Here is a 12,311-nt window from a genome sequence, read left to right on the forward strand (position 1 = left end):
AGATTAATGCAATATATGTGACTAAAGCTCTCTTAACACTGACGATGCGAGTGAAAATAAATGCAAAATTTTCAATCACAAACGGTTCAAAGTCGTTATGATAAAGGTATGTTATCTAAAAATACAAAAGCAATAGATACTGCCATGAAATCAACCGATAAAAATGATGTCGAAGCCCAGATGCTTGCAGGCTTAATGCTACGTGTTGCAAATCATAGAGATAAAGCTGCTTTTGCTAAGCTGTTTGCTCATTTTTCGCCCAAAATACGTTATTTTGGGATCCAACGTTTGAGCCAACAAGGCTTAGCCATGGACTTAGTTCAAGAAACCATGACCCGAGTATGGACTAAAGCCCATCTTTATAATGTTGATAAAGCTGCAGTAAGCACTTGGGTGTTCACAGTCATGCGTAATCAGTGCTTTGACATGTTGCGTAAAGTGCAACATAACCGTGAAGATGCGTTTGGTGACGATATTTGGTCTCTATTCGATTCTGATGGCAGCGATGAAACTGAAAATGACTTCAAATTGTCTGCCACCTTGCTTAAACACGTTGAGTCACTACCGCCGCTGCAAAAACAGGTGGTGCAAGGCATTTACATGCAAGAGCTCACTCAGCAAGAACTGGCAGATAAATTGAAAGTGCCCATTGGCACGGTTAAATCAAGACTCAGATTAGGATTAGAGAAGTTAAAAGGCTTCATGGAGAAACATTATGATTAATTATCACCCCGATGAGCAATTACTTTCTCTCCATGCCAAAGGAGAACTGCCTTTGTCTCTATCATTGGCCGTGTCAGCCCATTGTGAACTGTGTCGTCATTGCGCCGATAAAATTGAGCAACTAACTTTGGTTGCTGCTGAAAACAGCTTAAATGCGCAACCCACAGCATCACTAGATTCAAGCATAAATGAAGCTATGGATGCAGAGCTTGAAGCCATGCTTAACACTATGATGCAAATGGATGATGCCGTTGATGTATCGCCAAAGCAAACCAAGGTCGCAGTCAAGGTCAAAGGTCAAAGGTCAGCAATACAATTTACCGGCTGCATTTCGCCAGCAAGTAGAAAACCATTGGCAAGGTATAGGTAAAGTCAGTCGGTTAAGACTCGACACCGGCGAGAAACAAGCAAGAGCGAGTTTACTGCATATTGATAAAAACGGCGAAATCCCACAGCACACCCATAAAGGCCAAGAGTTGACCTTGTTGTTAGCAGGCGAATTCAGCGATGAATACAACACCTACAGCGCAGGTGACTTTTTGTTACTTAATAGTGACCATGAGCACAGCCCTAAAACAGTTGAGGGGTGTTTATGTTATACCGTTGTTGATGCGCCTTTATATTTTACTAAAGGGATCAGTAAGCTACTCAACCCAATAGGCGAACTGATTTATTAATCAACGGCTTAACACTGACTCTGATTTTAAAGATAAAAGAGTGCTTTAATGACACAAAGCACTCTTTTTTTTTTGCGGTTTTTATAACAGTTATGCTTATCGTCGACTTAGCTAGATTATTTACCCTAACTGAGGATAAGTCGCCACAAAGTACAGTGTGTTGCTGCTTTTGTTGGATAAATATTCAGATAAAGGGCGATTAAGTTCACCTTTTATCCATTAATTGTCCTGAATTGTAAAAAATGTATTGCTATATAAAAAATATATGACTAATATCCTCTGTGTATTTAAGTTTTCTTGTAATTATTTGTTTACCCTTCTGTTAGTCACTCACTACATGCAGTAAACCCACACTACAAGTCATTTGCTAAGTTGTTCTCTGTCATTTGTTTGTCATATGCCTATGTTCAACTAACTACAGCAAGTAAATTGGCGATTAAAAATAGAATTGATCAAACCAGCCTACTTGTAAGTGTAATAAGCACAGTGAACTTAAGCACATAAATCTAAACTTACGCAACACGACTGCTTAAGGATAAATATTGTTATTACTTACTCACCAAAAAGGTGAAAATTAAAAAGGAGTGTGGCACATGTCATACAACATAAATGGTCATGAAATTACAGTTAATTTCCCTGTTAATTCAATATCATCAAATAAAAACTCAATAGCTTTTACCGATAGCCAAGGTAAAACTAAAACAACTTTTTCTAAGCGCACTGAAGCGTTAACATTTATGAAATGGTTACTTACGGCTAACAAGTAAGACTTTTAACGCTTGCGTTATTCATTTGCTCAGTTACTCAATAGACATCGCTTCTCGGTATTTCCTCTCACACCTTACCGGACGTTTATTAGAACTGAGCAACATGAAGTTACCCTCACCCAAGAGCACTTTTCAAATCCTTCTCTAAGCAACTCTCCAACGTCATAATTCAAATCAATTTTCAATATTGTCTCTAATGAATGCTTATCTAGCCTAGATATAAACCCGCTATCATCCTTGCTGTTGATATTTCCTTTTGTAGCGCGCTAACATGCTTGGATTACCCAGCAAGCCCCCTTGATGTAAATACATCACAGGAACAGCAGCACCTTTGTTTAAGTCATCGCCGCTTAGGTTTGCAGTATTTAGATAATGCTCCAGCATGATGAAACCAACTGGGTCATACAACAATTCAAATTCAATACCTTGCTTATTGACGTGTTGCCACATGTCATAACACTGACGGTTCAACTTACCAAAATGATACTTTTTACCATTAGAGATGATCCTTGGATGATAGTCAGTATTATCGGTTAATTGATAAAACTGCTTAGTGAGATATTCATCACCGCCAACACAGCTGCAGGTTAATACCGTTACACTGGGCAGCGAGAGGTCTGAGCTGCTGGCTGTTTTACTGAATTCGACAAAAAAACGTTGTAAGTAAAGTGCCGTGGTACCTGTACCTGAAGGAAGAAATAGCTCTAACTTTTTCATATTATTTTGTTTAAGCCATTCAATAATCTCTCGCCCTAGTTGATCAAGCCCTAGCTGAGCATATTCACAACGCCCGCCTTCGGGAACAAACACCGTACTCTTAACGACAAGCTGTTTGTTCGATTCAAACGGCGCTTGAGTATCTTGTTGTACATAAGTCTCTAGGTTCAGCTCAATACCCGCTGGCTTTTCAATGATGTTGGCGCCGTTGTCTAAGGCCGCTTTATAGTTTCCTTGGGGGTTTTGCTTAAGATAGCCAGCTATATGGTCAACATAATAATCAAGTTGCCAGCCGCGCATTTTGGCTAAGGCAGCTAAAGAGTGCAGCGAATTTGCTTGCGCTGAGCCATAGCCAACCAGTTTTTTTACTAGAGGGAAATCTTGCTCGAGAAAATATTGAAATTTTCGCGCTTTGTTACCACTGAAATCCGGGTGGAGTAAATCATCGCGTTTTACAAATATCGCCTGCTCTGCAAATCGAATGGTTTGTACTGGTGTGGTGGCAAACATGTTTATCTCAACATCAATGAGTAGAGTTATTATTTTAACTAAAAAATGTTGTTTTTAACTAACCTATTTATGCTGAGAGTTTAAGAGACAATATACCTTATAAAATTATCGTTTAAATTCAGCAAGATAAAAAATATAAATAATGTGGCACAGATTTCGCTTCAATAGTGCATAGTTCGACTAACAAACTGTACAAAGCACGATTAAAAATAGTAAGTTATTACAACAAGTAAGGGATTTTAGATGTCAGTATTAAGATTAGTTTTTAATATCGCTTGGTTCATCATGGGCGGCTTTATAATGGGCTTAGCTTGGTGGCTAGCTGGGCTCTTATGTTTTATTAGTATTATCGGTATCCCCTTTGGCCGAGCCTGTTTCGTCATTGGTGAAATGGCATTTTGGCCATTCGGCCAAGAAAATGTAAATCGTAAACACCTATCAGGCACAGAAGACTTTGGTACCGGTCCATTAGGGATGATAGGTAATGTAATCTGGTTTTTATTTTTCGGTATTTGGTTGGCCATCGGTCACCTCACCCATGCTCTAGCTTGTTTTATCACTATCATTGGTATTCCGTTTGCTATACAACATGTGAAGCTGGCTTTATTGAGCCTCACGCCGATTGGACAAACCATAGTGGCAAAAGAAAGCTATTAATCTAAACCAATTTTAATTGCTGTTACTATTGAATGTTAAAAAAGGAGCGCTAATTTATTAGCACTCCTTTTTTATGTTTAAGGCATTTATAAAGCATTTATAAGGCAACGATATAGTTGAACTCTTCTTCTGTCACTGGTTGAACACTCAACCTAGCGCCTTTACTTACTAATACCATGTCAGCAAGTTTTGGATCTGCTTTTAACTGCGCCAAGGTAATAATGCGGGTTAACTTTTGATTAAAACGAATATCTACTGCAACCCATCTCGGTTTTTGTTTATCTGACTTAGGGTCAAAATAAGCACTTTGACTATCAAAAGCACTTAAATCGTTATAAGCATCTGACGTCACTTCAGCAATCCCCACAACAGCGGGAACTTTACAGCTGGAATGGTAAAACAGCACTAAATCCCCTGTTTTTACCTCATCCCGTAAAAAGTTTCGCGCCTGATAATTACGTATCCCTTGCCAGGGTTCTGACTGTGGTAAACATGCTGCTAAATCGTCAATGCTGAACTCATCAGGTTCCGATTTCATTAACCAATACTTCATTTAAATCCTTAACAGTAAAACGATAATACTTATGCAATCCATAACTAACCAATGGCCGAATGACTAATTTTTTGATCATTAGTTGATTGATTAAAAGTTGCAAATTCTTCTGAAATTAACTCAGTAAATAATCGACCCGCCCGCCCAAGTGGCCTTTCTAGGGTAGATACTAACTGCGGGGTAAATCTAAATCTATGGCCACCAACAAAATCTACTATGGCTAAATTCTTGCCCGTAAGCTCATCATTAATAAGAAACTCCGGCATCCAGCCAAAACCTAGCCCTTTTAGTAAGGCATTTTTCTTCATAATAAAGCCTGATAAGTAAAACACTTTGTCGCCGCCAAACTGTAACTCGTCTCGGTGTAGTTTTTGCGGCGATGAGTCTTCAATGGTTAATTCTACATGTTGCTGCAGATCAGTCAGGGTAACACCGGATAACTCAGCAAGAGGATGCTGCGATGAGCAAACCAATAAACTGGTCACTGGTGGCAGTTGTTGGGCAGAAAAATAAGGCCCTGCAAGGTAATCCTTAACCAGCATTAAATCGGCTTTATCTCGCTCAAAACGATGTTGAACGCCGCCTAAAAATTCCATGTTAAGTTGTATCTTGGTAGGAATATTATGCTCAGACATGCGCTTTAACGCTGTCATGATAGGCTCCATTGGCAGCGCGCCGTCAATCACCAATTCAAGCTTTGGCTCCCAACCTTCGCTAAAACGACTGGCTAAATGTTCAATATTGGCTAAATGTTGCAGTAACCGTTGGCCTTCAGCCAAAATCACTTTGCCTTCTGGGGTTAATTCAGCCCGATATTGAGACCGATTAAATAAAGTCACCCCTAGGTGTTGCTCGAGTTTTTTTACTTGATAACTTACTGCTGATTGCGCTTTGTGTAGCCGCTCAGAGGCTTTAGAAAAACTTCCTTCTTCAACAAGTACTTGTAGCACATTAAATGCTTCTACATCGATTTTCATTTAAGCCTCCATGTCCCTATTCTGCCTTTAAGTGTTCTGCAGTCGTGACACTTATGTAAACTTTTATTAACCATCTAAAAATTAGATTGAGTTAAGTGGTTTATTATTCTTTTTTTTGTCCATCCTAGCAACTAAATTGTTAACTAGATCACAAATAGTTTATTAACGCTGCGCTAGAAAAACATTAACAAAGCAGATTAATGAAGCTCAATAACGACAACCAAACGAATAAGAGTTGAGGAGTTACGATGCCGGTTTATGTTCAACAAGGACAAATACCTTCTAAACGCCATATCGCTTTTAAAAAAGACTCTGGCGAGCTTTACCGTGAAGAACTGTTTTCTACTCACGGCTTTGCCAATATTTACTCCAATAAATATCACCATAATATGCCGACTAAGGCATTAGCGGTGGCTCCCTATGCTCTTGAGCACGGCGACGAGTGGCAAGACTCGTTAATCCAAAACTACAAACTCGATTCGCGCCAAGCTGATTGCAGCGGCAACTTTTTCAGTGCCCGTAACAAGATTTTTTATAACAGTGATGTGGCCATGTACACAGCCAAAGTCACTGAAGATACGGCTGAGTTTTACCGTAATGCCTATGCTGATGAAGTGGTCTTTGTCCACCAAGGTGAAGGAACGCTGTTAAGTGAATATGGTCAACTTCGAGTTAAGCAATGGGATTACTTAATCATTCCGAGAGGCACGACTTACCAGCTCAAGTTTAATGATTACAGTAATGTACGCTTATTCGTTATTGAATCAAACTCAATGGTTGAAGTACCCAAACATTTTAGAAATGACTATGGGCAAATGCTGGAGTCAGCGCCATATTGTGAACGTGATATTCGCACCCCTGAACTTACTGATGCTACCGTTGAAAAAGGTGAGTTTCCTTTAGTCAGCAAGTTTGGCGATAAGTATCAACTCACCACCTTAGAGTGGCATCCATTTGATTTAGTGGGCTGGGATGGCTGCGTCTATCCTTGGGCATTTAATATCACCGAATATGCACCTAAAGTAGGAAAAATTCATTTACCGCCTTCTGACCATATCGTGTTTACGGCTAACAATTTTGTGATATGTAACTTTGTACCGCGTCCCTATGACTTCCACCCAGAATCAATTCCAGCGCCTTATTACCACAACAACATCGATAGCGACGAAGTGCTGTATTACGTTGACGGTGACTTTATGAGCCGCACAGGTATTGAAGCAGGTTACATGACCTTGCATCAAAAAGGCGTGCCACATGGGCCACAACCTGGGCGCACCGAAGCCTCTATCGGCAAAACCGAAACTTACGAATATGCCGTAATGGTTGATACCTTTGCGCCACTTAATTTAACCACCCATGTCAAAAACTGCATGAGTGATGATTACAACCGCTCTTGGATTGAAGATTAATCACCAACAGCATCCCTATTACACATCACCACAGAGTGATGAAAAATAAAGATAATTATTAAGGAAAACACCATGGCTAGCGAAACAAACCCACTTGGACTACTAGGTATTGAATTTACTGAATTTGCCAGTCCTGATACTGATTTTATGCATCAAGTGTTTGTCGACTTTGGTTTTTCAATGCTTAAACAAGCTAAACATAGCGATATCGTTTACTACCAACAAAACGATATCAACTTCTTATTGAACAAATCTAAGCAAGGCTTCTCAGCTGAATTTGCTAAGTCTCATGGCCCCGCTATTTGTTCTATGGGCTGGCGTGTTGAAGATGCACAATTTGCTTACACTGAAGCTGTAGCGCGCGGCGCAAAACCGGCTGATGATACGGCTAAAGATATGCCTTACCCTGCTATTTACGGTATTGGTGATAGCTTAATTTACTTCATCGATGTATTTGGCACTGACAATAATATTTATGCTAATGATTTTGAAGATTTAGCTGAACCTATTATTGTAGAAGAAAAAGGCTTTATGGAAGTCGATCACCTGACCAACAATGTTTATAAAGGCACCATGGAAAAATGGGCCAACTTTTATAAAGATATTTTTGGTTTCACTGAAGTGCGTTATTTTGATATTAGTGGTTCACAAACTGCGCTTGTATCTTACGCCCTGCGTTCACCTGATGGCAGCTTCTGTATTCCGATTAATGAAGGTAAAGGCAATGACAAGAACCAAATTGATGAATATTTAGGTGAATATAATGGCCCAGGGGTTCAGCATTTAGCCTTTAGAAGCCGTGATATTGTTGGCTCTTTAGATGCAATGGAAGGTACCGCAATTAAAACGCTGGATATTATTCCTGAGTATTACGACACTATTTTTGACAAGCTACCACAAGTCACTGAAGATAGAGATCGCATCAAGCATCACCAAATTTTAGTTGATGGTGATGACGATGGTTACCTATTACAAATTTTCACTAAAAACCTGTTTGGGCCAATCTTCATTGAAATTATTCAGCGTAAGAACAACCTAGGCTTTGGTGAAGGTAACTTTAAAGCGCTATTTGAATCAATTGAGCGTGATCAAATGAAACGCGGTGTGCTTTAAAGCCTGTTCAGCAGTTTTAATTTGTAAACAAAGCCAGCTTAACTGCTGGCTTTTTCATATCTGAATTTTACTGGAATGCTAAAACGGTGCTTCACACACCATATCAATCATTTCATGAGTTACTGGGTGCTGAAAACGCAGCCTTTGGGCATGTAATAATAGTCGTGGGCCAAAGACTTCTTCTGCAAGCGCCTCTGAAGTGGCATTTTTATATAAATCACAGCCCAAAATAGGATGCTTAACATAGTGACTGTGCAGCCGTAACTGATGTGTTCTACCGGTAATAGGCACAAATTTCACTTTAGTTATTGGTATCGCTTCTTGTAAATGAACTGACTCTATCTCTAACCGCTCTATCACTTCAAATTGACTCTGTGATGGTTTGCCCTTTTCATGGCAAATCTTCATAAACGGAAAATTATCAACATCTTTAGCAATTGGCGCATCAATATAGCCAATTTCTTTATCATGTTGCTGCAGCCCAAAAACATGGCCGAACAAAATCGCACTGTAGGTTTTACTCACAGTTTTATTTTGAAATTGTTTGGTCAGTAAGCCATTAATGGTTTTATTTAACGCCACCAGCATGATCCCTGAGGTACCAAAATCGAGTCGATGGACTAATGTCGCAGTGGGAAAGTCCTGCACTAAACGGTAATGAACAGAGTCTTTATTAAGCGGGTTCTTACCCGATAAACTCAGTAAACCGCTAGGCTTATTTATCAGTAATAAATGCTCATCTTGATACAAAATAGTGATGTGTTCTGAACACGGCGGTGCAATAAATTCAGACATGCTGGCCTTTTTTTTGGGGGGGCAAGGGTTAAGTTTGAAGTTTATGATAGATACAAGCGTTACACTAAATGCTGATGTAAAAATAACAACTTAACGCTAATCGTTTAAATAATATCGACAAAAAAAAACCGCTCAACTGAACGGTATTGAATCTGTAAACAGGCTTACATGTCCACATCGACAATATAGTGGCCTTGCAGCCAATTACGTCCAATAAGCAATTTATAGGTCATTTTACTGCGATCACGTAAATTAACATCAACTTTGAACTCTTGGCCAGGTTCACCTAGCGTCAAGGTCACCATATAACGGATTTCACTGCCTTGTGCATTACGGATTAAGGAAGTGCTATGAATTCGAGCTGTGACCTGTGCTTTTTCACCCTTCTCGTTCATGGTGGTAAAAGTGACATCTTTACCGACATTGTTCTCCATGTTGCTTTTGTCTTCACCAATAATATGCAGGTTAGTAGCGTGTAATGAATTCTCAACGGCGCCGGTATCAATGCGGGTATCAAATATTAACCCTGACTCTACAATGCTAATGTCTGCAGTAGGGCCAATTAGTTTTTGCTCTGAAACATCAACCACATATTTACCTTTTAACCAATTGCGACCTATGAGTAATTTATAATCCATGGAGGCACGATTACGAAGATTAACCTTTACCGTACGGGTGCTGTCACCGAATGTTATAGGTAACTTAACCGCGTAGCGGGTTTCAGTGCCTTGGGAGTTACTGACGGTCGAAGTACCAACAATTTTGGCACTAACTTGCTGCTGCTGACCCTTTTCGTTTTCTGTGGTAAACGAAACGGTTTTACCCACATTATCCTTCATTTTCTTTGCACTGCCGCCTAACACCTTTATATTAAGTGCATGCAATGAAGAGTTTACCGCTCCAGTATCCATACGAGCCTCAAATACAATGCCGCCTTGGCTCACTGACATCATTTCAGTTTGCCCCAACACTTGTTTTTCAGCCGCCACTGATGAAAAAGACATACAAATGAATAGCATTGCACCAACAAGAGATTTAAACATGCAGGTTCCTAATAATGAATATAAATAATTAAAATAATGACGTTAAAAATAGGTTTATCTGAGAAGTTGCTCGATTTCTTTATCGAATAAGTTCTTAATAAGCCCTGAGAACTCAGTGATAAAAATACTCTGCTCCGCCGTAGCATTATGCTTAGCGACACTGGCGAGAATTTCTTCAAGATCATAAACAATGGCATCAATTTCTCGAATGATGTCATTTCTTTGTTCAAATGAAAGCTTGGGGTTTTGACCACATACCATGATGATTTGGGCTGATAACTGATCTTCAAATAATTCTAAAACCGTTTGATTGTTAATGCTGCTGGCTTCAGACTTTTCAAATAGGCCTAAATGTTCAGTTAAATATTGAATTAGATGAATATAACCGTCTTTATCTGTGACCATTACTTACCTTAATGAGGTGGCTTTTGTATGTGATTCACACAAAAGCCACAATTCGTTTTATTGCGATAACGTTAATACAAACGACACGGGTACCGCTAAGCTTATACTGCCAAGGCCAGCGATTTCGCGCAACTTATTCACCCCGTCAGTTAAACCAAAATCTGCCGCTTGCACAATGACAGGAGACATACTGGTCACTACCATTTTTGTGTCTGATAATTTAGCGATCAACACATCAAATGATTGTTTCTTGGTTTTACCATGTAACTCAATTGTGCCATCAATTTGGGTCACTAACGTTGAGCCAACACTCAAATCAGCCACGAGTTGTGGATTAACCATCGAACTTAACTGTAGTTGCGGATATTTAGCCACTTCAAATAACATGGCCTGCATGCGTTCATCACGTATTTCAATACCGGTATCAACACTGACCAAATCAATCGTTAAGTTAAAGGCCCCTGCTGAGGTCAAATTACCACTGACTTGTTTAAAATCATGTACTTCAGCAACATCGGCTTGTTTAATTGAAATGAAGCTCACTTTTGAATGCGCTTGTTTCACTTGCCAATCTGCGGCCAACACTGAGGTGCTGAGTAATACTAATGGTAATACTGCGATCCATTTTTTCATCATTAATCCTTTTTGTGAATAAAAACAGTTAAATTATAGATTAAATTTTCTTAACTGGCTGGAACGCTATTATTATCACCATGATTCCGGTAAGGGTGAAACCTTGCTCTATACAACGACTCAAGAAATTTTTACAAGCGACTCAACCATTTATCTAATGCTTGCCCAAAAGCGTGTTTATCGGCTTGTGAAAAACTATTGGGCCCTGCAGTATGCACGCCGCTGCTTCTTAGCTCTTCCATAAAATCTCTCATGGTCAAACGTTGTTTTATGTTATCAACGGTATAGATATCACCGCGGGGATTAAACACCACGGCGCCTTTTTCAATGGCATCTGCCGCTAACGGAATATCACCGGTAATAACTAAATCACCACTATTTAATTGCTTAACAATGTAATTATCAGCTTCATCAAAACCTGAGCTGACTCTGACCACAGAAATATTAGCCGATGCTGGCACGCGGATCAGTTGATTGGCCACTAATATCAATGGCACTTTTTTGCGGTCGGCGGCGCGAAATAGCATTTCTTTAACCGGATTAGGACAGGCGTCGGCATCAACCCAAATTGTTTTACTCATTCATTTTCTCGTCAATTTTTATCAGTACACATCAAACTTGCACGCAATTTAAGCCGTTTATCAAGGCGCAAGTCTATCGATAAGCCAATCGCTATCTTGTTTTTGATAAATAAAACGGTCATGCAAGCGGCGCTCGCCACCTTGCCAAAACTCAATACTGTCAGCTTTTACGCGGTAACCGCCCCAAAACTTTGGCAACGGCACTTCACCTTTGGCAAATTTATTCTTCATCTCATTAAATTTACCTTCAAGGGCTTGTCTTGCGCTAATTTTACTGGACTGTTTTGACACCCATGCAGCTATTTGACTGTCTTTAGGGCGGCTCATAAAGTACTTAGTCACTTCAAGCATGGATAACGGCTCTGCCACGCCAGTGACGGCGACTTGGCGCTCTAATGGATGCCATGGGAACAACAAACTGATTTTGGCATTGTGAGCCAATTGAGTGGCTTTACGGCTTTCTAGATTGGTGAAGAAAACAAAGCCATCATCATCAAACTTTTTTAATAGCACGATTCGTTGAAAAGGTTGCCCATGCTCATCAACAGTGGCTACGCACATAGCGGTTGGATCGGTTAATTGCGCGTCTTTGGCTTGCTCAATCCAAGTTTCAAATAACGTCATTGGATTAGCAGGGAGATCATTGCGCCTTAAACCACCTTGAGTATATTCACGGCGGATATCTGTTAAATCATTCATATCTTTGCTAAACCTCGTTAGATGCAACTGTCTTTGTATATGTTGCCATTAT

The 12,311-nt window shown here is 39.8% G+C and carries 16 protein-coding genes; 7 read left to right on the plus strand and 9 right to left on the minus strand.

Translation table 11 applies throughout. The features are described from left to right. Nucleotides 1-60 precede the first annotated feature (60 nt). The 4 genes from BCU57_RS08665 to BCU57_RS08680 all read left to right on the plus strand — a co-directional run bounded on the left by BCU57_RS08665 (nucleotide 61) and on the right by BCU57_RS08680 (nucleotide 2,167). Nucleotides 61-723 (plus strand): sigma-70 family RNA polymerase sigma factor, encoded by a 663-nt coding sequence (locus tag BCU57_RS08665; RefSeq protein ID WP_102438231.1) that lies wholly within the window; start codon nucleotides 61-63, stop codon nucleotides 721-723. After that, nucleotides 716-1,093 carry a hypothetical protein gene (locus BCU57_RS08670; RefSeq protein ID WP_241903513.1) on the plus strand — a complete coding sequence of 126 codons (378 nt, stop codon included), beginning with the start codon at nucleotides 716-718 and terminating at the stop codon, nucleotides 1,091-1,093. Before BCU57_RS08665 ends, BCU57_RS08670 begins: the two co-directional genes overlap by 8 nt. Further along, on the plus strand, nucleotides 978-1,400 hold the full coding sequence (locus BCU57_RS08675) for a ChrR family anti-sigma-E factor (protein WP_241903514.1): 423 nt from the start codon (nucleotides 978-980) through the stop codon (nucleotides 1,398-1,400). Before BCU57_RS08670 ends, BCU57_RS08675 begins: the two co-directional genes overlap by 116 nt. A gap of 593 nt (nucleotides 1,401-1,993) precedes the next feature. Beyond that, nucleotides 1,994-2,167: a hypothetical protein gene (locus BCU57_RS08680; protein ID WP_102438235.1), complete on the plus strand. Its 174-nt coding sequence runs from the start codon at nucleotides 1,994-1,996 to the stop codon at nucleotides 2,165-2,167. Nucleotides 2,168-2,398: 231 nt separating this feature from the next. Here the strand turns inward: BCU57_RS08680 and BCU57_RS08685 are convergent, their stop codons facing one another. After that, the gene (locus tag BCU57_RS08685) at nucleotides 2,399-3,394 is read right to left on the minus strand and encodes a 1-aminocyclopropane-1-carboxylate deaminase (RefSeq protein WP_102438237.1); all 996 of its coding nucleotides are present in this window, start codon (nucleotides 3,392-3,394) and stop codon (nucleotides 2,399-2,401) included. A 243-nt stretch (nucleotides 3,395-3,637) separates the two neighbouring features. Between BCU57_RS08685 and BCU57_RS08690 the strand changes: the two genes are divergently transcribed. Continuing rightward, nucleotides 3,638-4,051, plus strand: coding sequence for a YccF domain-containing protein (locus tag BCU57_RS08690; protein ID WP_076537536.1), 414 nt, complete (start codon nucleotides 3,638-3,640; stop codon nucleotides 4,049-4,051). Between the two features lie 97 nt (nucleotides 4,052-4,148). Here BCU57_RS08690 and BCU57_RS08695 read toward each other — a convergent pair whose 3' ends face one another. Further along, complete coding sequence (locus tag BCU57_RS08695) at nucleotides 4,149-4,604, minus strand: EVE domain-containing protein (protein ID WP_102438239.1); 456 nt, start codon at nucleotides 4,602-4,604, stop codon at nucleotides 4,149-4,151. A 44-nt stretch (nucleotides 4,605-4,648) separates the two neighbouring features. After that, a complete protein-coding gene (locus BCU57_RS08700; RefSeq protein ID WP_102438241.1) occupies nucleotides 4,649-5,581 on the minus strand; it encodes a LysR family transcriptional regulator in 933 nt (310 codons plus the stop codon). Nucleotides 5,582-5,829: 248 nt separating this feature from the next. Between BCU57_RS08700 and BCU57_RS08705 the strand changes: the two genes are divergently transcribed. Continuing rightward, the gene (locus BCU57_RS08705; protein ID WP_102438243.1) at nucleotides 5,830-6,990 is read left to right on the plus strand and encodes a homogentisate 1,2-dioxygenase; all 1,161 of its coding nucleotides are present in this window, start codon (nucleotides 5,830-5,832) and stop codon (nucleotides 6,988-6,990) included. A gap of 72 nt (nucleotides 6,991-7,062) precedes the next feature. Beyond that, nucleotides 7,063-8,103 carry a 4-hydroxyphenylpyruvate dioxygenase gene (gene hppD / locus BCU57_RS08710; RefSeq protein WP_102438245.1) on the plus strand — a complete coding sequence of 347 codons (1,041 nt, stop codon included), beginning with the start codon at nucleotides 7,063-7,065 and terminating at the stop codon, nucleotides 8,101-8,103. 78 nt (nucleotides 8,104-8,181) lie between these two features. Here the strand turns inward: hppD and BCU57_RS08715 are convergent, their stop codons facing one another. From BCU57_RS08715 to pdxH, 6 genes are all read right to left on the minus strand, one after another. Further along, nucleotides 8,182-8,898 (minus strand): RluA family pseudouridine synthase, encoded by a 717-nt coding sequence (locus BCU57_RS08715; protein WP_102438247.1) that lies wholly within the window; start codon nucleotides 8,896-8,898, stop codon nucleotides 8,182-8,184. Between the two features lie 164 nt (nucleotides 8,899-9,062). Then, nucleotides 9,063-9,941, minus strand: a complete 879-nt coding sequence (locus BCU57_RS08720) for a RimK/LysX family protein (RefSeq protein ID WP_102438249.1) — start codon at nucleotides 9,939-9,941, stop codon at nucleotides 9,063-9,065. A gap of 54 nt (nucleotides 9,942-9,995) precedes the next feature. Next, nucleotides 9,996-10,346, minus strand: coding sequence for a DUF3802 family protein (locus BCU57_RS08725; RefSeq protein WP_102438251.1), 351 nt, complete (start codon nucleotides 10,344-10,346; stop codon nucleotides 9,996-9,998). Nucleotides 10,347-10,403: 57 nt separating this feature from the next. After that, nucleotides 10,404-10,979: a YceI family protein gene (locus BCU57_RS08730; protein WP_076537515.1), complete on the minus strand. Its 576-nt coding sequence runs from the start codon at nucleotides 10,977-10,979 to the stop codon at nucleotides 10,404-10,406. Nucleotides 10,980-11,110: 131 nt separating this feature from the next. Continuing rightward, a complete protein-coding gene (locus BCU57_RS08735) occupies nucleotides 11,111-11,560 on the minus strand; it encodes a YaiI/YqxD family protein (RefSeq protein WP_102438255.1) in 450 nt (149 codons plus the stop codon). A 60-nt stretch (nucleotides 11,561-11,620) separates the two neighbouring features. After that, a complete protein-coding gene (pdxH, locus tag BCU57_RS08740) occupies nucleotides 11,621-12,259 on the minus strand; it encodes a pyridoxamine 5'-phosphate oxidase (protein WP_102438257.1) in 639 nt (212 codons plus the stop codon). Nucleotides 12,260-12,311 lie beyond the last annotated feature (52 nt).

Origin of the sequence: Shewanella sp. 10N.286.48.B5 (genome assembly GCF_002874355.2) — a bacterium.
In the GTDB taxonomy this organism is placed as follows: domain Bacteria; phylum Pseudomonadota; class Gammaproteobacteria; order Enterobacterales; family Shewanellaceae; genus Shewanella.